A 20,478-nucleotide genomic window follows, 5' to 3' on the forward strand; every position below is an offset into this window, starting at 1 on the left:
GTCTCCGACGCCGCCACCCTCCAGTTCACCTATACCGGCCAGATCGCCGGACAATCCTCCCAGAACGCCTTCACAGCCCAGTTCTCCCTCAAATTTTGACCCCCATCCCCACCCCCTCCGCGCCAAACCGGCGCGGAGGCCGATGCGCGTCCAACGGCCCCGATATCTGCGTACCTTGCTTTCCGGAGATCATTTTACCGCTCGGTCGGCGTTGCCATCGGGGTGGAACGTGCTCTAGACAAGCATGATATTGTGGCCTCGGGCGCCCACACTCAGGCATAGAGTTGATATCATGAAGCTGTCTTCGACCCTGTTCGCGGCTCTCATCATTGGCTTTGGCGTGTCCGCTCCCGCGGCCGCGCAGCAAAAGCCCGCGCCGCAGGCCCCTGCCGCCGCCGACCAGCCGGGCCTCACCACCGCGACCTATCAGGACTGGGTGGTGCGCTGCATGGCGGGGAGCGAGGGCCGCACCTGCGAGATCGTGCAGAACCTGCAGGCCCAGGGGCAGGGGCTGGTCGCCAGCGTGGCGGTGGGCAAGGTCGATCCCAAGGGCCCGCTGCGGCTGGTGGTGCAGGTCCCCGCCGGGGTCTGGCTGCCGGCCGGCGTCAAGTTCACGGCGAGCGCGAAAGCCAAGCCCATGGCGCTGGAATTCAAGCGGTGCCTGCAGGGCTGCTTCGCGGAAGTCGAGCTGGACGCCGCTGCGGTCCTGGCGCTGCGGGCCGCCACCGAGCCCGGCAGCTTCACCTTCGAGGATGGATCGCGGCGCGCCGTCACCTTGCCGGTGTCCTTCAAGGGCTTTCCCGCCGCCCTCGACGCGAGCCTGAAATCCTGAGGCGCCGCCGCCGTTCCGGCATCCGGCGCCGCCGGATCCCGCTTCAATCCGCCGGTGCGGGCGCCTGCGCCGCCATCGGCACCCAAACAGGAAGGTCGATCCCGTGACGAGCCTTGACCCCGTGCGCCCCGCCGCCCCGCTCCCGCTCTTCTACCAGAGCCCCACGCTCCTGCGCATCCAGGAGCATGCCGCCCTCGGCGTGCGGCGTGCGGCGAACTTCCACTTTGCCGCCGGCGCGGCCGCTCTGCCTTTGGTGGCGAGCGAGTTCGCCTTTGCCGGGCGCAGCTATCCGATCGTCTTCGCCAATGACGACGGCGCCATGCCGCTCGCGGTGACCGGCATGGAAACCGGGCAGAATCTGTTCGTCGACGCCGATGGCGGCTGGCGCACGGGCACCTATATTCCCGGCTATGTCCGGCGCTATCCCTTCATCGGCATGACCGCCGAGGCGGGGGGACCCACCATGCTGGGCATCGACGTGGCCAGCGACCGCGTCCTGCCCGAGGGCGGCGCGGACGCCGACCTTCTGTTCGACGCGGCCGGCAGCGCCACCGCGGCCGGGCAGGCGGCCATGGCCCTGTGCGACGCCTATGCGGGCGATCATATCCGCACCCAGGCCTTCGCGCAGGCGCTGAAGGCGAACGGCCTGCTGGAGGAGCGCTCGGCCCAAGTGAGCTATGCCGATGCCGGCAAGGCCGTGGTGCAGGGGTTCCAGGTGGTGAACGAGGCGGCGTTCCGCGCTTTGCCCGGGCCGGTCGTGGTGGAGTTCCACGCCAAAGGCTGGCTCGACCTCATCGTCCTCCACCTCGCCTCGCAATTGTCCTGGCAGCTTCTCCTCGACGCCGCGTCCGCGCGTCGCCAGACCCCCGCGCTCAACGCCTGAACCCGCGCGGTCGCATCGGCGCGACGCCGATGCGACCGGCGTGGGACGACCCGCCTCCGCCGGTGCCGGCGGACCTCACCCGCGTTTTGCGCGGGAGGCTGCGCGGGTGGCGGCGGGATATTCGCCGAATTTTTCCCGGTAGAGACGGGAAAAGCTGCCGAGATTCGAAAAGCCGAACGTCAGCGCGGCGGTCGTGACATTGGTCTCGGCGCCCGGTGCCGAGAGCAGGTCGCGGGCCGCGTTCAGCCGTTCGTTGCGAATCCAGGTCACGGGCGAGCACCCGAACTGCCTTTGAAAGGCGTATTGAAGACTGCGGGCCGACAAGCCGCTGACCAGTTCGAGATCGGTCAGGGTGATGCGCCGGCTGAGATTGGCCATGACATAGTCGCAGGCCCGCTCCACCCATTTGCCTTCGATCTCCAGCGCCCGGCTCTCGCTTTCGCCGAAGAGCCGATCGCGCAGCAGCATGCCGCAGATCGCCCGATAGAAGGTCTCGTCGAGACCGAGTTTCGTCGCCGCCTCGCCGGACAGGCCGCAGGCATCCAGAATGTTGCAGGCACTGCGCAGGATGAGGTCGAAGTCGACGCCGGCCGCGTTCAGCGGGACGATGGTCGGGCTGCCCAGATCCAGCTTCACCTCGTCCAGGTTCAGCATGGCCCGCGCGGTCTGCGCCAGCCGGCGCTTGTCGAGCCCGGCGACCAGGAGGGAACGATGGCTGCCTTCGCCGATCCGTTCTCCCTCCGGCGCCAGCAGCGCGTTCGCGCCGACCTCGCACCGAACCGGCAGCCCGTTCACCGTCGACTCGATCGGTCCGCCGTCGATCGGCAGGAAGAACGACACTTCATCGGTTTCGACCCGGGTGCGGATCGGCGTATGGGACATGCAGCTGAGCTTCAGCCCATTGACGAGGGAGAAGGATTGCTGGGTGGCGAAGGCGGAGGCGTCGCCGATCGCGTCATATTCCGCGCTCCAGCCGAACATGCTCTGAACCTGAGACTGCATGCGGACGAGCGATCGCGAATGCACCTTGCCGCGATTGCCGAACGCGAGCCGGCGAAGCTGCGGCGTCTGTGTGGGCATGGTCGGAGCCTCTTATCGGGGCCGATTTCGGAAAGGACATCGGTGCACGTGACGCGCGCCGCAGATCAAATTTTTCGCGTGCAAAGCAGCACCATACCAGATCGGGCGTTAGGGTCGCCTGGAAATTCGGAAGATTTCCCCGTCTTGCCCGGATCGATGCGGGCGTCGGGTTGTGGAGTCCGCGCCCGCCACCGCGCCCCCCACCGCGCCCGCCGCCTACCGGTGGCGAAGCGCTCCGTTCGGGCATTGAAACAATGCCTGCCCCCGGCAGGTCAGACCAGCCCTTCGGTACGCAGGACGACGCCGAGCAGATCGGCCGCGGTCGTGATGTCGGACGCGTCCCCGGTCGCGGCGGCGCGGATCAAAGCGTGCGCCGCCGCCTGCAGCGCGGCCGAATGCACCAGCACCGTGATCTGTCCGGAGAGCAGGGCGCCGGCGTCCCGCAGCGTCCGCAGTTCGGCAGCGTCGGCGGTCTGCAGTCTGATCGGGTGGGGGAGGGGCGCGGCCCAATGGCGCTCGCCCCGCGCCTCGGGATCGGCGCCGGGAAGGACGTCGCGCCCGCCGATCCGGCCGATCGGGCTCGAAGTGGTTTCGGCGGGGCGGTCGCCGCCGACTTCCCCTGTCGGACCGCCGCCTTGGTGAAGGGCGGCATGGTCCGCGATCCCGGTGACGGGGCGGCGGCCGCCCTGCGCGGCGGCGTGCGCGATGGGGGGATCGCGCTGGTCGGCGCGGCTCTGGTTCAGGTCGTCGGGATAGGCGGTGGGGCGATCGGTCATGGCGCGGCTCCTTTGGCCTCGAAACCGTTTCGGGCCGGCCCTGTTCCCGAAGCGCCGGCCGCGGGCGCTTGCGCCCGGGCCGCCATCTGCGCGCGGGATCGAACTTTCGTGGCCCGGGGATGTTGAGTCCGGAGCGCCGCGGGTCTCCGCGGGCCGAACCAGAGGAGACGGATATGTCCCCCAGGACACCCCCCATCCCGCCGGAAAACCGCACCAGCTACGGTCCCGACCAGGCCCCGGGCACGGATCCCGGTCCAAACAAGGACCAGGCCGCGCTGGAGCGGACCGCCAAGCGGCCCGTCGAGGATCCCGCGCAGCAGGGACAGCAGGGCAACACCAAGCAGAACACCACCCACCAAGGCTACCAGCAGGCGCGGTGACGGCGCGCCCGTCCTGGAGCGGGCGGGGCTCCCGCCCGCATCCGCGCGCTTGGAGGATCAGCGATCGCCGCCGTCGGGCTCGGCCATCTTCCGGTGCATCTCCGCCAGCGTCCCGGCCGGCGTGACGTGGGCCATCAAAGCCTGCGCCTTGTTCTTCCAGCCCGCCACGACCTGGCCTTCGCCGGCCATCATGGCGTCGAACCCGGCGCGCGCCACCATCGCCGCATCGTCCTTCTGCTGCCGGCCGACCGGCGTGTCGGTCATGTCGGCGCGGGCGAAGAAATCGGTCTGGGTGGGGCCGGGCATCAGGCAGGTGACGGTGACGCCGGTGTCCTTCAGTTCGTTGCGCAGCGCCCAGGAGAAGGAATCGATGAACGCCTTGGTGCCGTTATAGACCGCCTGGAACGCGCCCGGCATGAAGCCGGCGATCGATCCGGTGATCAGGATGCGCCCTTCGCCGCGCGCGCGCATGTCGGTGCCGATGCGGTGGATGAGATAGATCGTGCCGGTCACGTTGGTGTCGACGACGTGGCGCGCGCGGGCGAAATCCTGGTCGAGAAAGCCCGCGCCGAGACCGCGCCCGGCATTGGCGAGAAGGGCGTCGACCGGCCGCCCGAGCCGGTGTGCGGCGGCATAGAGCTGGTCCACCCCGTCGAGGGTCGCAAGATCGGCCTCCACCGCCTCGACCTGCGCGCCGAGGCTGCGCAGCGCCTCGGCGGCGGTGGCGATGCCCGGCTCATCGGCGGCGACGACGAGATCGAAGCCGTTCTCCGCACAGAGCAGCGCGAGGTCGTAGCCGATGCCGGTGGAGGCGCCGGTGACGATGGCGAGGGGGCGAGCTTGGGCCATGGCGGTCTCCGTCAAGAGGGCGCGACGGTCTGCCGTGGCGCGCGGGTTCGTTTGCCGCGTCAACCCACGCATCGCGCCGCATGTTCCGCGCTCCGCCGGGCGGGACGCAAACCGCGCCCCGCTTCCCCGCGCGCCGCGGAGGCATAGGGGAACAGCCCGGCAGTCGCGGGGTTTCATGCCGAGGAGAAGGCTCATGGACGGAAACACGATCGCCGGCAGCATCTATTTGTTCGGCGTGGTCGGAGGAACGATCATCCTCGGCCTCGCGCTCGCTTATGCGACCTGGTCGCGCTACCGCAAGAAGCAGGAGACCGGCCGCGCCTTGCCCGGGGAGGATCCGCCGCGATAACCGCCTTTGCCGCGGATCGGTGCGCCGGTCATGCCCGGGGCGAACGATCCGGCCTTAAGGCCCGACGGGCGGCGTGTCGTGCGCGAGGCGGCGGAACCGGCCGTCGAAATAGACCAAAGGCTCGCGCGGCGCGACATGGGCATGGACGACGTCGCCGACGAAGATGGTGTGCGTCCCGGCCGCGTGGCTTTCGGCCAGCCGGCATTCCAGGACCGCGATCGCGCCGTGCAGGACCGGGCAGTCCGTCGCCGCCCCGAAACCATGACCGACGTCCCGGAACGGCTCCGCGCACCGCTGCGCGAACCCGGCCGCCAGATCGTCCTGGTCCGCCGCCAGGATGTTGACGGCGAAGGCGGCGCTGCGGGCGATGATGCCGTGCGAGGTGTTCTGCCGGTTGACCACCACCAGCACCCGCGGCGGCTCGGCGCTGACGCTGCACACCGCGGTCGCGGTCATGCCGTTCAGCAGCGCTTCCGTGCGGCTGGTGATCACCGCCACGCCCGCCGCCAGATGCCGCATCGCGCTCTTGAAGGCGGCGGCGTCGGCGGGCGCCAGCTCCATGTGGCGGCGTGCGTGCGGGCGGATCACGCGGCGCCTCCCGCCGGGGCGAGATGGTCGCGCAGCGAGCCGCCCGCATAGGAGCGGCGCAGATGCCCGCGCGCCTGGAGCAGCGGTACCACCTGCCCGACGAAATCCTCGAACGTGTCCGGCAGGAAAGCCGGCGAGACGACGAAGCCGTCCGCGGCGCCGGACGTGACGATGGCCGACAATTCCTCGGCCACGTCCTCCGCCGTGCCGACGAGGCGCGGGCACATCACGCCGCGGGCATAGACCCGCCCGGCCTCGGCGATGGTCATGGAGCCGTCGGGCGTGATGGAGCGCAGGGCGTTGAGGTTGCCCTGGCTGCCGGAGGCTGCGATCTCGCCGACCTTCGCGTCCATCGGCAGGCCCGAGAAATCGGCATTGGCGTGGGCGGCGAGGGTGGAGAGGCCGGCCTGGGGATCCACCAGCGAATCGTGCAGGTCCCGCTTCTCCTCCGCTTCCGCGCGGGTGCGGCCGATGAACGGCATCACCGCCATCAGCACCTTGCTGGCGTCCGGCGGCCGTCCGGCGGCGGCGAGCGCGGCGCGCACGTCGGCGGTGAAGGCGCGCATGCGCTCCATATTGGGCTGCAGCGCGAAGATGACGTCGGACCAGCGCGCCGCGAACGCCTTGCCGCGCCCCGACGATCCCGCCTGGATGATCACCGGCCGCCCCTGCGGGCTGCGGGGAATGTTCAGCGGCCCGCGCGACTGGAACCAGCGGCCGGCATGGTTGACATAATGCACCTTGGCGGGATCGGCATAGATCCCGGCGGCGCGGTCGAGGATGAGCGCGTCGGGCTCCCAGCTGTCCCAGAGCTTGAAGGCCACTTCCATGAATTCGTCGGCGCGGTCGTAGCGCTCGTCATGGCCCATATGCGGGACCGAGCCGAAATTCAGCGCCTCGCCGTCATTCATCGAGGTGACGACGTTCCAGGCGGCGCGGCCACCGGAAATATGGTCCAGCGTCGCGAATTCGCGGGCGATATTGTAGGGCGCGTCATAGGTGGTGGAGCGGGTGGCGCCGAGGCCGATATGCCGCGTCACCGCCGCCATGGCGCCCAGGACCGGCAGCGGGTCCATGCGCGTGGCATCCTGGTCGCCGCGGCGCAGCCCCGTCTCCGCACTGTCGCCATAGCGATCGGCGATGGCGAGGCGGTCGGCGAAGAACAGGAAGTCGAAGCATCCCCGCTCCAGAAGCTGGGCGATATGGGTGTAGTGCGCGAGGCTGAGGAAGTGCGTCTCATGGGCGGGATTTCGCCAGATGGCGTGGCTGTGCACCACCGGACCCGCGATCAGAAAGCCGCAGAGGTGCATGGGTTTGGGCTGGGTCATGGGGCTCTCCTGGGGCTTTTGGGGCTCTCTTGGGGTTTTCTTGGTGCTCTCTTGGTGCTCTTCTGCGGCGCGCGCGGCGCACGCCTTCTCCGTGCGCGCGCGGAACCTCCGCGCGCGGTCTCGTTGGCTTGATGGGATGAGGGGGCCGGACGCGGCGGGCCGCGGTCCGGCCGGGGCGTCAGCTGATGACGCCGACCGTGACGTTCTTGCCGCCCTTGATCACCTGCACCAGGAAGGACCGGTTGATCTGGTCGCCCTTGGCGTCGAAGTCGCAGCTGGCGCCGGCGCCGACGAACTTGATCTTCTTGCCGGCGCGGATCATCTCCAGGCCCTTCACCACGTCGGCGACCTCCTCGCCCGGCGGGTTGCACACCAGCGGGATGGATTTCGACCAGACCAGCGGGTCCTGCGACTTGGCATGCTCCATGGCGAGGGCGGTGACGCAGATCTGATCGTGGGCATTGCCCGCGAACAGGAACACCGTGCCGGCCGGGGCGCCCATTTCGGTGACGAACGTCTTGTAGGCCGGGCTCTCGAGCGGCGGCGCCGGCTGGAGATGGTAGATGCCTTCCCCGACCTCCGGCCCGACCGCCTGGAGGAACTTGCCCTCCGCGTCCGCGCCGATGGAGAGGGCGACGATCTTCGACTTGAAGCCACCGCGATAGACCTCCTTGGCGATCGAGGCGAAGTCGGTGAGCAGCGAGAGGCAGAACACGCCCTCGGGGTCGCTGCCGAACGCCTTCTCGACCTCGGCGCGGTAGGACGGCTGGTCGGGATTGTACATCACGACGTCGGTCACCGATCCGCCGAGCTTGGCCATCTCCGCCTTGAAGGGCTCGATCATCGCCACCACGAAGGGGTTCTGCTGCGCCAGCACGACCACCTTCTTCGCGCCGATCGAGGCCATGACCTTGGCGCCGGCAGGACCCCAGGACGTGCTCTTGGCCTGGAAGCGCCAGACCAGGCCCCGGTTGTCGCCGTCGGTCACCGCATTGGCGGCGCACGAGACCATCTGCACCTTGTTGGCGGCGAGGATGATCGGCTTGGAGGCGAGCGCGATCGGGCTGCCCCAGAAGCCGCCGACCAATTCGACCTTGTTCACTTCGAGCAGCTTCTTGGTGCCGGTGACGCCGATGGTCGGGTTGCTCTCGGAATCCTCGATGAACAGCTTGAGCTTGCGTCCGCCGAGGATGCCGCCGCCGCCATTGACCTGCTGCACCACCAGTTCGGCGGCCTTCTTCATGTCCGGTCCGTAGGGGCCGGTGGCGCCGGAGAAGGGCAGGACCATGCCGAGCGGCACGTCGGCCGCCTGCGCGGCGGCGGGGGTGCGCAGCAGGCCGGCCGCCGGCAGGGCGGCGAGCCCCGCCATGACGGTGCGGCGGGTGATGGGACGCGTCGACGGGCTCATGTCGGATCTCCTGAGGACGGAAGGGCGGGGTGGAGGTGGAGCAGGGCTTCGGCCGCGCCGTCGTCGATCTGCAGCGCGTCGTTGAAGCGGTTGAAGAAGCCGCACAGGGCGATGCGCAGCGTCAGTTCGACGATCTGGCTCTCGGTGAAATGGGCGCGCAGGCGTTCGAACACGCCGTCGCGGATGCCCCAGGCGCGCTGGGTCACCAGATGGGTGTATTCGATCACCAGCCGGTCGACCGCGTCGAAGGCGGCGTGGTCGGCGCGCGGCAGGTCCGCCACCGCGTCCGCCGGCACGCCGGCGACTTCCAGCAGGGGGGTGTGGTGGGAGACGCAATAGGGGCAGGCGTTCAGCTTGGAGACCACCACCACCGCCAGCTCGATATAGCGGAAGGGCACGCCTTGGCGCTCCCGCAACTCCATCAGCATGCGGTAGATGTGGTCGAGGGCCGGCGGCACATGGGCGAGCACCGCCGCCTGATCGGCGAAATCGGCATAGCCCTGCGCGAAGGCGGTGTAGGTCCGCGCCACTTCGGGCGGCAATGCGTCGGGGGGCAGCGGCGTGACGCGCGGCATCAGCTTTCTCCTGTCGCGTCGGGGAAGACATCGCGCACGGTGCGGCGCGGCTCGGCGACCAGGCCCTGCGGGCGCAGGATCAGCAGCAGGATGATGCCGATGCCGATCAGAGCGAGCCGCATGGCCGACAATTGCGTGCCGTCGATCGAGGGCACGAGGTCCTTCAGGAAGCGCGTCGCCTCCAGCAGCAGCATGATCGAGCCGGCGCCCAGCAGCAGGCCGAGATTGGAGCCGCGCCCGCCGGCGATCACCGCCATGAAGGCATAAGCGGTGATGATCGGGGTGAACTGGCTCGGGTCGATATAGGTCATGAAGAAGGCGTGCAGCGCGCCGGCGAGGCCCATGACCGCGCCGCCGACCGCGAACGCCCGCACCCGCAGCGCCAGGACCGGCTTGCCCAGAGCGGCGGCCACCGTCGCGTCGTCGCGCACCGCCCGCAGGACGCGCCCGAAGGGCGAGCGCACCAGGCCCTCCATGAGGCCATAGACCAGCGCCACCAGGACCAAAGCGAACACCAAAATGATGCCGTCGCCCCAGCCCGCGGGGGTCAGGCTCGCGAACGGACGCGGAATGTCGGCGATGCCGAGCGCGCCGCCGGTGAGCCAGCTCTCGTTGAGCAGCAGGATGCGGACGATCTCGGCAAAGCCGATGGTGACGATGGCGAGGTAATTCTCTTCCAGCCGGATGGTCAGCAGCGACAGCGCCATGCTGACCGCGGCGCACAGCAGCGCGGCGGTGAGGGTGGCGGCCAGCCAGCCGAGGTGCGGGGCGGTGAGCGCGACCATGTAGGCGCCCAGGGCGACGAAGCCGGAGACGCCGAAATTCACCAGCCCCGCCAGTCCCCATTGCAGATTGAGGGCGAGGCCGACCAGGCCGGCAATGCTGACGAAGATGACGATGGTGACGAGATAGGACATCATTTGCGCACCGCCTTCGCCCCGAACAGGCCGTTGGTGCGGAACAGGAGCAGGACCAGGATCACCGCGAAGCTCACCACCTGGCGGTAATTGGTCGGCAGGATCAGCGCCGACATTTCCTCGGCGACGCCGATCATCAGCGCCCCGGCCACCGCGCCGACCGGGCTGCCGAGGCCGCCGAGGATGGCGGCGGCGAAGATCGGGATCTGGTAGTTCCAGCCCATCAGGGGATCGATGGCGCGGTCGAGTCCGGCGAGCACGCCGGCGCCGCCGAGCACCGCGCCGGTGAGCGCCCAGGTGATGCGCGCGACGGTGCGCCGCTCGATGCCGCGCACGGCGGCCAGCGCCGGATTGTCCGCCACCGCCCGCATCGCCCGGCCGAGCGGCGAGGCGGTGAGCAGGATGTGCAGCAGGATCAGGATCACCACCACCGCGGCCGCGGTGACGATCTGCTCGTGATTGATGCGGATGCCCTGCCAGCGGATCGGCCGGGCCGGGGCGATGTCGAAGCTGAGCGCGGCATTGCCGAAGGTGAAGCGGCAGATGTTCTCGATCACCAAAGAGACGCCCATCGACGCGACCAGGAGCGTGATGGAGCCGCGCTCGCGCAGACGCTCGAAGACGAGCGCGTCGCTGAGCAGGCAGGCGAGCGCCCCGGTCGCCGCCGCGAGCGCCGCCGCCGCGGCCAGCGGCCAGCCGAGCACCACATTGCCGACATAGCCCGCATAGGCCCCCAGCGTGAGCATGGAGCCGACGGCGAAATTGGCGAATTTCAGGATGCCGAAGATCAGCGTCAAAGCAAGCGCGGGAAGCGCCAGGAGAAGGCCGGTGACGAGACCGTTGAGGAGAAGTTGCGCCGCCATGTCAGGCCGCCCTGCCGAAGAACAGGCCGGCGAGGTCCGCCGGCTTCACGTCGCCGGCCGGCGCGCGCAGCCGCAGCGCGCCCGCCACCAGGACCACCACCTCGTCGGCGATGCGCAAGGCGGCGGAGACGTTCTGCTCCACCAGGAGCACGGTGACGCCCGCGGCGCGCACCCGCGCGATCGCCTCCATGGTCTCGGACACGATCTTGGGCGAGAGCCCGGCGGAGGGCTCGTCCAGCAGCAGCACCTCGGGATTGGCGAGGAGCGCGCAGGCGAAGGCCAGCATTTGCCGCTGCCCGCCGGACAAATTGCCGGCGAGCGTGCCGGGGCGGGCGGCGAGTTCGGGAAACAGCGCCAGGACGCGCGCGCGCTGCTCGGGGCCGACCCCGGCGCGACCGCGCAGGAATTCGGTCGCGAGCTTCAGGTTCTCCCGGATGGTCAGGGTGCCGAACACGTTGGCTTCCTGCGGCACGTAAGCGAGCCCGGCCGCCACCCGGTTGGCGGGAGACAAGCCGGTGACGTCCCGGCCGGTGACGCGGACCCGGCCCGCCCGCGCCGGCAGCAGGCCGGCAATGGTCTTGACGAAGGTCGATTTGCCGGAGCCGTTGGGTCCGATGACGGCGATGATGCTCTCCGGGCGCTGGGCGAGATCGATGCCGCAGACGATGTCGCCGCCGCGGCCGTAGCCGGAGCGCAGCCCCGTCACATGCAAGGCGGCGTCGGCGGGCGCGGGCTCGGGAAGAAGGTGGGGCTCGGACGTCATGCCGCCAGTCCCAGATAGGCGTCGACGACGCGCGGATCGGCGGTGGCCTCCGCGAACGTTCCCGAGACCAGAGTGCGGCCCTCCGCCAGAACATGGACGTGGTCGCAGATCTCGCCGACGAGATGCATGTCGTGCTCGACGATGCCGAAGCTCAGACCCTCGCCCTTCAGCTCGCGGACCAGAGCGATGATCTCCTCGCGCAAGGGCGGGGACACGCCGGCCCCCGGTTCGTCCAAGAGGATGAGCTTCGGCTCCAGCAGCAGCGCGCGGGCCACTTCCAGCAATTTTTTCTGCCCGCCGGACAAGCGGGCGGAGGGCTGGTCCGCCAGCCGCCACAGGCCGATCCGCTCGAGCAGCGTGCGCGCCTTTCCGGCATTGGCGTGTTCCTGCGCCCACCACCTGCGGCGCCGCGCCATGGCGCCGGTCAGCGTCTCGCCAATCTGGTGCGGCGGCGCCAGGAGCAGGGTCTCGAATACGGTCAGGCTGGCGAGTTCGCGCACGATCTGGAAGCTGCGCACCACGCCGCGCGCCGCCATGCGATGGGCGGGGAGGCCGGTCACGTCCGCACCATCGAAGGTGACGCGCCCCGCATCGGGCTTGGCGAGGCCGGTGAGGGCGTTCAGCAGCGTCGTCTTGCCCGCGCCGTTGGGGCCGATGAGCCCGGTCACCTCGCCCTTGGCCAGGCTCAGCGTACAGCCGTCGAGCGCGGCGACGCCGCCATAATGCTTGGTGAGCCCTTCGACCTCGAGAAACGCCGCCGACATCCCTACCTCCAATTTACTTTTTTGTACGTGATTTTTTTAATTGCACAAAACATGACGTCGTATCTGTTCCGGTACTTCAAATCGAGGACCTGGCAGCGGCCTGGGCAGCGGCCCGCGCATCCGCCGAAGCCGCCCGGCCGAGCCGGCTCCGGCCGCCCCACGTGCGGCCGCCAATTCTCGGGAATGCCCACTTTGCATGCAGCAGTCCTTTTTGATGTGCATCAAATCCGGTGTAGCCGCTTATGTATTAATCAGAGTGCGGCGTGTTGTTAGGAATTAGATCGAAGCTTTCAGGTGCAATCAAATTTATATTGCTTAGCAATATCCAAACTAATATTTATGTTGCCGCATGAGCCGGCCCCTGGAAATTGCGCTTCTGCGCACCTTCGTTCTCCTCGTGGAAGAAAAGAGCGTCACGCGGGTCGCGCGGCGTCTGAACCGCACGCAACCGGCGGTGAGCCTGCAATTGCGACGGCTGGAGGACGCCGCCGGGTTTCCGCTGTTCGAGCCGGACCTGCGGCACCTCCAGCTCTCCCGGCACGGCGAGATGCTGCTGCCGCATGCGCGCACCATGCTGCGCCTGGAAGAGGAGGCGCGCCTGCGGCTGGCCGAGGAGGACATTGCCGGCCGGGTGACGCTGGGCTGCCCGGATCTCTATGCCGCCTTTCTCCTGCCGAAGACGCTGGCGAGCTTCCGCGCCAGCTATCCGGGGGTGGAGGTGACGGTGCGCTGCGCCCTGTCCCGGCAATTGGCGCGGGACATGTCGGACGGCCTCATCGACATCGCCATCGCGACGCGCATGCCCGGCGTCGCGCCGCAGGTCGGCACCGGCACGGTGCTGCGGCCCGAATCGTTGATCTGGCTCGGCGCCGAGGGCGGCACGGCGCACCGTGAGGTGCCGATCCCGCTCGCCATGCTGCCGGAGGGCAACCTCTATCGCGACTATGCCTTGTCGCTGCTGACCGAGCGCGGGCGGGCGTGGCGCATCGCCTGCGTCTCCGAGAGCATCGCCGGGCTTCAGGCCATGGCGCTGGCGGACGCCGCCGTTTGCGTGCTGGCGCAGTCCGTGAGCACGCCGGGCCTCGTCCGGCTCTCGGCCGCCGACGGCATGCCGGTTCTGCCCACGGTCGACCTGATCCTGTGGGAGCGCCAGCCGGGCGCCTCCCGCGCCGCCGACCATCTCGCCGCCCACATCAAGCACAACATGGCCGCGGACGCGGTCGGGGAGTGAGCGCGTGCAGGCGCCCTGTGGACACGCGAGGCAGAAGCGGTACTATGGTCGGTACAAAGTGCTTGCTCGGGTTGCGGTTTCGAGACACAACAACCGAAAGCGGATGGCATCGGGAAATTCGGTAGACCACATGAGTATCGACGATCTGGTGGAAACCGTGGTGCTGTCGCTACCCGAAGCGCAGGCCCGCCAGGCGCATATCGCAGATCATTTCGCTGCTGTCGGAATCCGATCCTATCGGTTTCATGAGGCTACACCGGCCGCATCGCCACTCGTGGCTGCGCACTACCGTCTCGGCAAAGTCGCCGGCTTCCCGCCCTGTTTCCGATGTGGGCGGACATCGTGCCAGTGTGCCAACAACATCCTGGTGCCCGCGCAGGTCGCGAATTTCCTGTCGTTCATGCAGCTCTGGCGCAGTTTGCCGCGTGATCCCCAGAAACTGTTCCTCATCTGCGAAGACGACGTGCTTTTTTTCCCGGGGGCTGTCGATCGCCTCGCAGAATTTCTGACCGCGTTCGCGGTACCCCAGCAGCCATTGCTTTTGCGTCTGTCGAAGGCCGGCGCGCCGACGGACGCGCGGGTTGACGGCCCCTTGTCGACATCCGCGCAGCGGCGGATGTCGAACCCGGCCTATATCGTCAACGGCGCGATGGCCGCCCGCCTCGCGCATCAGTCAGACAGCGTCACGACGACCTCCGATATTTGGCTGCACGTCATTCAGGCCGCCGACCCGGCGGTGCAGGCAAGGACCCTCGAACCGTGCCTTGCGACCGAATTGTCTAACAATAAGGAATGGGCCAGGTTCGAGTCCTCGATACATCCCAAAGGCATCAACCCGGAAGATCAAGCGCGCAAGGCCCGGCACATCTGTCGTGTCGATACGCCGGTCGAATATGATCGCCTGCGTAATCACTGGGAGGGGGCCGCCGGTCCAGAAGCGGTGGAATTATCTCGCGTCCCCGCCGTTCCAGATGCGTTACATGCCGGTGGCGGGGCTGTTGAGAAAATTAAAGAAAATTCTTGAAATCGGATCCCACAAAACTCCAGTGCTCAAATTCCTCGAAGAGGGAGACATAAGGGTGCGCTGCATCGATCCGATGGTGATTCCGGAACGGCATTCGCCCGTGCAGATGAGTAAGGCGCTCGACTGTCGGGGCGGAACCGAAGCCGTTTGGGGACGAGGAATTTGCGCTGGTGCGCCTCGGGCTCGACCTGCAGCTCAGCTACAAGGTGAAGCACTATCTGTCTGATCGCGCAGGGCGGACTTGTTCCCTGCGATCGCAGGTGGTTGCTCACCGTCTCCGCAGCCGGCCCAAAGCGAGGGCCTGTTCGAAGCTGGCGGCGAGGGAATCGAGGATCGGGACGGCGCAGAGCGGGGCGAGCGCCGGCGCATAACCGGCCAGGGCGGCGCCGGCGATGATCACCACGTCCGGGGACTGGCGCGCGATCACCTCCTCCACCGCCGCGCGGACCGCGGCGCCGCCGTCGCCGCCCGCCAGCGCCAGCGCGTCGCCCGCCACCACGCCGATGCCGGCGCAGCGCGCCTCGAGCGCGGTCCGGCGCATCAGATCGCGCAGCATGCCGGGCCAGTCCGCGCCCGCCGTCACGATGGAAAAGCGTTCGCCCAATTGGAGCGCGGTCAGGATGCTCGCCTCGGCCATGCCGACCACGGGGAAGGCCATCTCGGCACGCAGCGCCGCGATGCCGGGCTCGCCGAAACAGGCATAGTGGCAGACGTCGAAGGCGGGCCGGCCGGCCTGCGCCTCGCGCGCCACCGCCGCGCGCACGGTTTCCAGCGCGGCATGGCCGGCCACCGTCATTGCGGCGCGGGTCGAGACGTAGGGGGCGCCGAACGCCGCGGTTGCGCCCACGATCTGCACATCCGGCGGGCAGCGCGCGAGAACCGTTGCAACCAGCCGATCCGTGACGGTCTGCGAGGTGTTCGCGTTCAGCAGAAGCGCTTTCAAGACCCTGTCCCGCTGCGAGTTTCCAAGCCTGGTGCCATGGAAGCAGAGCGCGTGCGGGAGAGAAAGCCCAACAACCGGACGGCGTGGGCGTGTCTGCACATAAAACAGGCATAGAAGAAGATTTGAATACAAAAAGCCGATGTTTCGTTGCCGGTCTTCCGTAGGGAAAGCCATGCAATCTCCGATCGTGGGGGATGGCACGCCAGTTGCTAGACGACCGTGCCGTGCTCACAAGGGACATCCCAGATGCCGCTTCCCCAGATTCCGCTCCGCTCCGGCCGCATGTTGACCGCCGCGCTGCTGCTCGCCACGGCGGCCGCCGTCTCGGCGCCGGGCGCCGTCTCGGCCCAGACCACGCTGCGCATCGGCATGACCGCCGCGGACATTCCGCGCACGCTCGGCCAGCCCGACCAGGGCTTCGAGGGCAACCGCTTCACCGGCCTCACCATGTATGACGGGCTGGTGAACTGGGACCTGTCCTCGGCGACCAAGCCGAGCGTTCTGGTTCCCGGCCTCGCCACCGAGTGGAAGGTCGACGACGCGGACAAGACCAAATGGATCTTCAAGCTGCGCCCCGGCGTGACCTTCCATGACGGCGCGCCGTTCAATGCCGACGCCGTGGTGTGGAACGTCGACAAGGTGCTGAACAAGGACGCCGTCCAGTTCGACGCCAGCCAGGTGGGCGTCACCGCCTCGCGCATGCCGACCCTGGTCTCGGCCAAGAAGATCGACGACATGACGGTGGAACTCACCACCAAGGAGCCGGACAGCTTCCTGCCCTACAACCTCACCAATCTGTTCATGGCGAGCCCGGCCAAGTGGCAGGCCTTCTACGACAAGGCCGAGGGCGCCGACGCCAAGGCGAAGGCCGCGGCCGCCTGGACCGCTTTCGCCGCCGACGCCTCCGGCACCGGCCCGTGGAAGATGACCAAGTTCGTGCCGCGCGAGCGGCTGGAACTGGCCAAGAACGACGCCTATTGGGACAAAGCGCGCGTGCCCAAGACCGACCGCATGGTCCTCCTGCCGATGCCGGAAGCCAATGCCCGCACCGCGGCGCTGCTGTCGGGGCAGGTGGACTGGATCGAGGCGCCCGCGCCCGACGCGCTGCCGCAACTGAAGTCGCGCGGCTTCACCATCTCGCAGAACGAGCAGCCGCACGTCTGGCCGTGGCAATTCTCGCGCGTCGAGGGCTCGCCCTGGAACGACATCCGGGTCCGCAAGGCGGCGAATCTGTGCATCGACCGCGAAGGCTTGAAGGACGGCCTGCTCGGCGGCCTCATGGTGCCCGCGACCGGCACCGTCGAGCCCGGCCATCCCTGGCGCGGCACGCCCACCTTCCAGATCAAATACGACGTCAAGGAAGGTCAGAAGCTGATGAAGGAGGCCGGCTACGGTCCCGACAAGAAGCTCAAGGTGAAGACCCAGACCTCCGCCTCCGGCTCCGGCCAGATGCTGCCGCTGCCGATGAACGAATATCTCCAGCAGGCGCTCGCCGAATGCTATTTCGACGTGCAGCTGGACGTCATCGAGTGGAACACGCTGTTCACCAATTGGCGGCGCGGCGCCAAGGATCCGACCGCCAACGGCTCGAACGCCATCAATGTGACTTATGCCGCCATGGATCCGTTCTTCGCCATGGTGCGCTTCCTGCAGTCGGGAATGGCGCCGCCGGTGTCGAACAATTGGGGCTTCATCAACAATCCCGAGTTCGACGAGATGGTGAAGAAGGCCCGTTCGACCTTCGATCCCGCGGCGCGGGACGCGGCTTTGGCCGAGCTGCACGCCGCTTCGGTCGACGATGCCGCCTTCCTCTATGTCGCCCACGATGTCGGCCCGCGCGCGCTCTCGCCGAAGGTGAAGGGCCTCGTCCAGCCCAAGAGCTGGTTCGTCGACTTCTCCCCGGTCACCGTCACCCCCTGAGCCCGGCGCGGGGCGTTCGCGCGCCCCGCGTCCCGCTCGCCTGGTTCCCGTCGTCCCCGCGCGCAAGGTGATCCGTGCTCGTCTATATCGCCCGCCGCATCATCTATGTGATCCCGATCGTCATCTCGGTGGCGCTGGTGTGCTTCCTCCTGGTGCACATCACGCCGGGGGATCCGCTCGTCGCGGTCCTGCCGCCCGACGCCTCGCAGGAACTGGCGGCCCAGATGCGCGCCGCCTACGGCTTCGACCGGCCGCTGCCGGTGCAGTTCGGCCTGTGGTTCTGGAAGGCGCTGCACGGCGATCTCGGCACCTCCATCGCCAGCGGCCGCCCGGTCTTCACCGAGGTCATGCGGGCGGTGAACAACACCTTCATCCTGGCCTGCACCGCCTCGGTCATCGGCTTCGTCTTCGGCGTCTTCTTCGGCCTCGTCGCCGGCTATTTCCGCAACACCTGGATCGACAAGCTCGCCACCGGCATCGCCGTCACCGGGGTCTCGGTGCCGCATTACTGGCTCGGTATGGTGCTGGTGATCATCTTCTCCGTCACCCTGAACTGGCTGCCGGCGGTGGGGGCGGGCCCCGGCGGCTGGGCCTGGGACTGGGAGCATATCCGCTTCCTGATCCTGCCCGCCGTCACCATGTCGGTCATCCCGATGGGCATCGTCACCCGCACCGTGCGCGCCCTCACCGGCGACATCCTCTCGCAGGATTTCGTCGAGGCGCTGCGCTCCAAGGGGCTGCGCGAGCGGCAGGTGTTCCGCCACGTGGTGAAGAATGCCACTCCGACCGCGATCGCGGTCATGGGCCTCCAGCTCGGCTATCTGCTCGGCGGCTCGATCCTCATCGAGACCGTCTTCTCCTGGCCGGGCACCGGATTTCTGCTGAATTCCGCGATCTTCCAGCGCGATCTGCCGCTGCTCCAGGGCACCATACTGGTGCTCGCTCTGTTCTTCGTCTTCCTCAATCTCGTCGTGGACGTGGCGCAGGCCGCCATCGATCCGCGCATCAAGCGGAGCTGACGCCATGACCGCCGTCGGCGACGCCGCGCTCCAGGCCGCCCCCGTCCACAAGGCCCGCGGCTATTGGACGACGGTGGTGCGCCGCCTCGCGCGCGATCCGGTGAGCATGGTGTGCGCCGCGATCCTGCTGCTGATCCTGCTCGCCACGCTGTTCGCGCCCTATCTCCATCTGGCGGATCCCTATCAGGGCTCGATGATCCGCCGCCTGCGCCCGATCGGCACGCCGGGCTATCCGCTCGGCACCGACGAACTCGGCCGCGACATGCTCTCGCGCCTGATCTATGGCGGGCGGCTCTCGCTGCTGATCGGCATCCTGCCGGTCATCCTCGCCTTCGGCATCGGCACCACGCTGGGGCTGGTGGCCGGCTATGTCGGCGGCAAGGTCAACACCGCCATCATGCGCACGGTGGACGTGTTCTACGCCTTTCCCTCGGTGCTGCTGGCGATCGCGATTTCCGGCGTGCTCGGGGCCGGCGTGGTCAATTCCATCGTCTCGCTCACCGTGGTGTTCGTGCCGCAGATCACCCGGGTCGCCGAGAGCGTGACGACCGGCGTGCGCAATCTCGATTTCGTCGATGCCGCGCGCGCGTCGGGCGCCGGGCCGATCACCATCATGCGGGTCCACATGCTCGGCAACGTGCTCGGCCCGATCTTCGTCTATGCGACCGGGCTGATCTCGGTCTCGATGATCCTCGCCTCGGGCCTGTCCTTCCTCGGCCTCGGCACCAAGCCGCCCGAGCCGGAATGGGGCCTGATGCTCAACACGCTGCGCACCGCCATCTATCTCAATCCCGGCGTGGCGGCTCTGCCGGGCGTGATGATCTTCGCCGTCTCCATCTGTTTCAACATGCTCAGCGACGGACTGCGCAGCGCCATGGACATCCGCAATTGACCGGGCTCGACCCCCTCGCCGATGTGGGCGGCGGCGCCCAGCCTCTGCTCGACGTGAAGGGCCTCACCAAGCATTTCCCCATCGGCGGCGGGCTGTTCGCCGCGCGCAAGCTGGTGCGGGCGGTGGACGACGTCTCGTTCGCCGTCGGCAAGGGCGAGACCGTGGGCATCGTCGGCGAGAGCGGCTGCGGCAAGTCCACGACCGCGCGCCTGCTCATGCACCTGATGCCGCGCAATGCCGGCGACATCCTGTTCGACGGCCAGCTCGTGGGCGCCGATTTCAGCCTGCGCGAGCTGCGGCGCGGCATGCAGATGGTGTTTCAGGACAGCTATGCCTCGCTCAATCCGCGGCTCACGATCGAGGATTCCATCGCCTTCGGCCCCAAGGTCCACGGCGTGGCGGATGCGGATGCCCGGGGGCTCGCGCGCGATCTGTTGACCAAGGTGGGCCTGCGCCCCGAGGTCTTCGCCAACCGCTATCCCCACGAAGTTTCGGGCGGCCAGCGCCAGCGCGTCAACATCGCCCGCGCTTTGGCGCTCAAGCCGCGCCTCGTCATTTTGGACGAGGCGGTCTCGGCGCTGGACAAGTCGGTGGAGGCGCAGGTGCTGAACCTGCTCACCGATCTCAAGCGGGAATTCGGCCTCACTTATCTGTTCATCAGCCACGACCTCAATGTGGTGCGCTACATCTCCGACCGGGTTCTGGTGATGTATCTCGGCCAGGTGGTGGAGCTGGGGCCGGTCGACGCGGTCTATGACGGCCCCGTCCACCCCTATACGCGCGCGCTGCTGGCCGCCATGCCGGCGATGGATCCCGACGCGCGCACGCAGGTCCCGCCGATTTCCGGCGATCCGCCGAACCCGATCGATCCGCCCTCCGGCTGCCGGTTCCACACCCGCTGCCCCTTTGTCGAAGAGATCTGCGCCAAGACGGTGCCGCCTCTGGCCCCGGTGGACGCGCACGGCCACGGCGCCGCCTGCCTGATGGCGGTCCCCGGCTCCGGCCACAGCCGCGCGCCGGCCGCGGGCGCCGCCGCATGACGCGCCGCATGGCTTCAAGCGGGTCCATGCGTCCGCATCCCTCCCGTCCGTTCC

At 68.4% G+C, this 20,478-nt stretch carries 22 protein-coding genes; 10 read left to right on the forward strand and 12 right to left on the reverse strand.

The features are described 5' to 3' along the window. Positions 1 to 292 precede the first annotated feature (292 nt). The gene (locus EDC64_RS20460; protein ID WP_132034888.1) at positions 293 to 832 is read left to right on the forward strand and encodes an invasion associated locus B family protein; all 540 of its coding nucleotides are present in this window, start codon (positions 293 to 295) and stop codon (positions 830 to 832) included. Between the two features lie 103 nt (positions 833 to 935). Continuing rightward, entirely contained in the window at positions 936 to 1,715 is a 780-nt protein-coding gene (locus EDC64_RS20465) for a SapC family protein (protein WP_132034890.1), read from the forward strand. A 75-nt stretch (positions 1,716 to 1,790) separates the two neighbouring features. On the opposite strand, the gene EDC64_RS20470 is transcribed toward EDC64_RS20465, so the two are convergent. Further along, on the reverse strand, positions 1,791 to 2,795 hold the full coding sequence (locus EDC64_RS20470; protein WP_132034892.1) for an AraC family transcriptional regulator: 1,005 nt from the start codon (positions 2,793 to 2,795) through the stop codon (positions 1,791 to 1,793). A gap of 272 nt (positions 2,796 to 3,067) precedes the next feature. Then, positions 3,068 to 3,571: a hypothetical protein gene (locus EDC64_RS20475; protein ID WP_132034894.1), complete on the reverse strand. Its 504-nt coding sequence runs from the start codon at positions 3,569 to 3,571 to the stop codon at positions 3,068 to 3,070. 173 nt (positions 3,572 to 3,744) lie between these two features. Between EDC64_RS20475 and EDC64_RS20480 the strand changes: the two genes are divergently transcribed. Continuing rightward, complete coding sequence (locus EDC64_RS20480; RefSeq protein WP_132034896.1) at positions 3,745 to 3,951, forward strand: hypothetical protein; 207 nt, start codon at positions 3,745 to 3,747, stop codon at positions 3,949 to 3,951. Positions 3,952 to 4,008: 57 nt separating this feature from the next. Here the strand turns inward: EDC64_RS20480 and EDC64_RS20485 are convergent, their stop codons facing one another. Beyond that, positions 4,009 to 4,800 carry an SDR family NAD(P)-dependent oxidoreductase gene (locus EDC64_RS20485; protein WP_132034898.1) on the reverse strand — a complete coding sequence of 264 codons (792 nt, stop codon included), beginning with the start codon at positions 4,798 to 4,800 and terminating at the stop codon, positions 4,009 to 4,011. A 193-nt stretch (positions 4,801 to 4,993) separates the two neighbouring features. Between EDC64_RS20485 and EDC64_RS23635 the strand changes: the two genes are divergently transcribed. Further along, positions 4,994 to 5,149: a hypothetical protein gene (locus EDC64_RS23635; protein ID WP_165933836.1), complete on the forward strand. Its 156-nt coding sequence runs from the start codon at positions 4,994 to 4,996 to the stop codon at positions 5,147 to 5,149. A gap of 54 nt (positions 5,150 to 5,203) precedes the next feature. Here EDC64_RS23635 and EDC64_RS20490 read toward each other — a convergent pair whose 3' ends face one another. From EDC64_RS20490 to EDC64_RS20525, 8 genes are all read right to left on the reverse strand, one after another. After that, entirely contained in the window at positions 5,204 to 5,737 is a 534-nt protein-coding gene (locus EDC64_RS20490; RefSeq protein ID WP_132034900.1) for a flavin reductase family protein, read from the reverse strand. Beyond that, on the reverse strand, positions 5,734 to 7,065 hold the full coding sequence (locus EDC64_RS20495; RefSeq protein WP_132034902.1) for an LLM class flavin-dependent oxidoreductase: 1,332 nt from the start codon (positions 7,063 to 7,065) through the stop codon (positions 5,734 to 5,736). Before EDC64_RS20495 ends, EDC64_RS20490 begins: the two co-directional genes overlap by 4 nt. A gap of 178 nt (positions 7,066 to 7,243) precedes the next feature. Next, positions 7,244 to 8,473 (reverse strand): ABC transporter substrate-binding protein, encoded by a 1,230-nt coding sequence (locus tag EDC64_RS20500; protein ID WP_132034904.1) that lies wholly within the window; start codon positions 8,471 to 8,473, stop codon positions 7,244 to 7,246. Next, positions 8,470 to 9,048, reverse strand: a complete 579-nt coding sequence (locus EDC64_RS20505) for a carboxymuconolactone decarboxylase family protein (RefSeq protein ID WP_132034906.1) — start codon at positions 9,046 to 9,048, stop codon at positions 8,470 to 8,472. The genes EDC64_RS20500 and EDC64_RS20505 overlap by 4 nt, the downstream gene beginning before the upstream one ends. Further along, positions 9,048 to 9,968 (reverse strand): branched-chain amino acid ABC transporter permease, encoded by a 921-nt coding sequence (locus EDC64_RS20510; protein ID WP_132034908.1) that lies wholly within the window; start codon positions 9,966 to 9,968, stop codon positions 9,048 to 9,050. Before EDC64_RS20510 ends, EDC64_RS20505 begins: the two co-directional genes overlap by 1 nt. Next, positions 9,965 to 10,828 carry a branched-chain amino acid ABC transporter permease gene (locus tag EDC64_RS20515; RefSeq protein ID WP_132034910.1) on the reverse strand — a complete coding sequence of 288 codons (864 nt, stop codon included), beginning with the start codon at positions 10,826 to 10,828 and terminating at the stop codon, positions 9,965 to 9,967. The genes EDC64_RS20510 and EDC64_RS20515 overlap by 4 nt, the downstream gene beginning before the upstream one ends. Before the next feature lies 1 nt (position 10,829). Beyond that, positions 10,830 to 11,591, reverse strand: a complete 762-nt coding sequence (locus EDC64_RS20520; RefSeq protein WP_132034912.1) for an ABC transporter ATP-binding protein — start codon at positions 11,589 to 11,591, stop codon at positions 10,830 to 10,832. Then, positions 11,588 to 12,355 (reverse strand): ABC transporter ATP-binding protein, encoded by a 768-nt coding sequence (locus EDC64_RS20525; RefSeq protein ID WP_132034914.1) that lies wholly within the window; start codon positions 12,353 to 12,355, stop codon positions 11,588 to 11,590. The genes EDC64_RS20520 and EDC64_RS20525 overlap by 4 nt, the downstream gene beginning before the upstream one ends. 349 nt (positions 12,356 to 12,704) lie before the next feature. Here EDC64_RS20525 and EDC64_RS20530 point away from each other — a divergent pair, with 349 nt between their 5' ends. Continuing rightward, positions 12,705 to 13,586 carry a LysR substrate-binding domain-containing protein gene (locus EDC64_RS20530; protein WP_132034916.1) on the forward strand — a complete coding sequence of 294 codons (882 nt, stop codon included), beginning with the start codon at positions 12,705 to 12,707 and terminating at the stop codon, positions 13,584 to 13,586. 130 nt (positions 13,587 to 13,716) lie between these two features. Then, positions 13,717 to 14,610, forward strand: coding sequence for a glycosyltransferase family 25 protein (locus EDC64_RS20535; protein WP_132034918.1), 894 nt, complete (start codon positions 13,717 to 13,719; stop codon positions 14,608 to 14,610). A 268-nt stretch (positions 14,611 to 14,878) separates the two neighbouring features. Here EDC64_RS20535 and EDC64_RS20540 read toward each other — a convergent pair whose 3' ends face one another. Then, positions 14,879 to 15,553 carry an aspartate/glutamate racemase family protein gene (locus EDC64_RS20540; RefSeq protein ID WP_132034920.1) on the reverse strand — a complete coding sequence of 225 codons (675 nt, stop codon included), beginning with the start codon at positions 15,551 to 15,553 and terminating at the stop codon, positions 14,879 to 14,881. Between the two features lie 282 nt (positions 15,554 to 15,835). Here EDC64_RS20540 and EDC64_RS20545 point away from each other — a divergent pair, with 282 nt between their 5' ends. From EDC64_RS20545 to EDC64_RS20560, 4 genes are all read left to right on the forward strand, one after another. After that, complete coding sequence (locus EDC64_RS20545) at positions 15,836 to 17,473, forward strand: ABC transporter substrate-binding protein (protein ID WP_165933842.1); 1,638 nt, start codon at positions 15,836 to 15,838, stop codon at positions 17,471 to 17,473. A gap of 74 nt (positions 17,474 to 17,547) precedes the next feature. Continuing rightward, a complete protein-coding gene (locus EDC64_RS20550) occupies positions 17,548 to 18,492 on the forward strand; it encodes an ABC transporter permease (protein WP_132034924.1) in 945 nt (314 codons plus the stop codon). A gap of 4 nt (positions 18,493 to 18,496) precedes the next feature. Beyond that, complete coding sequence (locus EDC64_RS20555) at positions 18,497 to 19,384, forward strand: ABC transporter permease (protein WP_132034926.1); 888 nt, start codon at positions 18,497 to 18,499, stop codon at positions 19,382 to 19,384. Beyond that, positions 19,381 to 20,424 carry an ABC transporter ATP-binding protein gene (locus EDC64_RS20560; protein ID WP_132034928.1) on the forward strand — a complete coding sequence of 348 codons (1,044 nt, stop codon included), beginning with the start codon at positions 19,381 to 19,383 and terminating at the stop codon, positions 20,422 to 20,424. Before EDC64_RS20555 ends, EDC64_RS20560 begins: the two co-directional genes overlap by 4 nt. Positions 20,425 to 20,478: the final 54 nt, after the last annotated feature.

It is taken from the genome of Aquabacter spiritensis, assembly GCF_004346185.1.
GTDB classification, from domain to species: domain Bacteria; phylum Pseudomonadota; class Alphaproteobacteria; order Rhizobiales; family Xanthobacteraceae; genus Aquabacter; species Aquabacter spiritensis.

Excerpts from the sequence above, each read along its gene's own strand:
- EDC64_RS20475 (WP_132034894.1), bottom strand. The coding sequence starts at position 3,571 with ATGACCGATCGCCCCACCGCCTATCCCGACGACCTGAACCAGAGCCGC.
- EDC64_RS20480 (WP_132034896.1), top strand. The coding sequence starts at position 3,745 with ATGTCCCCCAGGACACCCCCCATCCCGCCGGAAAACCGCACCAGCTAC.
- EDC64_RS20460 (WP_132034888.1), top strand. The coding sequence starts at position 293 with ATGAAGCTGTCTTCGACCCTGTTCGCGGCTCTCATCATTGGCTTTGGC.
- EDC64_RS20545 (WP_165933842.1), top strand. The coding sequence starts at position 15,836 with ATGTTGACCGCCGCGCTGCTGCTCGCCACGGCGGCCGCCGTCTCGGCG.
- EDC64_RS20525 (WP_132034914.1), bottom strand. The coding sequence starts at position 12,355 with ATGTCGGCGGCGTTTCTCGAGGTCGAAGGGCTCACCAAGCATTATGGC.
- EDC64_RS20505 (WP_132034906.1), bottom strand. The coding sequence starts at position 9,048 with ATGCCGCGCGTCACGCCGCTGCCCCCCGACGCATTGCCGCCCGAAGTG.
- EDC64_RS20520 (WP_132034912.1), bottom strand. The coding sequence starts at position 11,591 with ATGACGTCCGAGCCCCACCTTCTTCCCGAGCCCGCGCCCGCCGACGCC.
- EDC64_RS20555 (WP_132034926.1), top strand. The coding sequence starts at position 18,497 with ATGACCGCCGTCGGCGACGCCGCGCTCCAGGCCGCCCCCGTCCACAAG.
- EDC64_RS20510 (WP_132034908.1), bottom strand. The coding sequence starts at position 9,968 with ATGATGTCCTATCTCGTCACCATCGTCATCTTCGTCAGCATTGCCGGC.
- EDC64_RS20535 (WP_132034918.1), top strand. The coding sequence starts at position 13,717 with ATGAGTATCGACGATCTGGTGGAAACCGTGGTGCTGTCGCTACCCGAA.
- EDC64_RS20495 (WP_132034902.1), bottom strand. The coding sequence starts at position 7,065 with ATGACCCAGCCCAAACCCATGCACCTCTGCGGCTTTCTGATCGCGGGT.
- EDC64_RS23635 (WP_165933836.1), top strand. The coding sequence starts at position 4,994 with ATGGACGGAAACACGATCGCCGGCAGCATCTATTTGTTCGGCGTGGTC.
- EDC64_RS20500 (WP_132034904.1), bottom strand. The coding sequence starts at position 8,473 with ATGAGCCCGTCGACGCGTCCCATCACCCGCCGCACCGTCATGGCGGGG.
- EDC64_RS20530 (WP_132034916.1), top strand. The coding sequence starts at position 12,705 with ATGAGCCGGCCCCTGGAAATTGCGCTTCTGCGCACCTTCGTTCTCCTC.
- EDC64_RS20485 (WP_132034898.1), bottom strand. The coding sequence starts at position 4,800 with ATGGCCCAAGCTCGCCCCCTCGCCATCGTCACCGGCGCCTCCACCGGC.
- EDC64_RS20515 (WP_132034910.1), bottom strand. The coding sequence starts at position 10,828 with ATGGCGGCGCAACTTCTCCTCAACGGTCTCGTCACCGGCCTTCTCCTG.
- EDC64_RS20470 (WP_132034892.1), bottom strand. The coding sequence starts at position 2,795 with ATGCCCACACAGACGCCGCAGCTTCGCCGGCTCGCGTTCGGCAATCGC.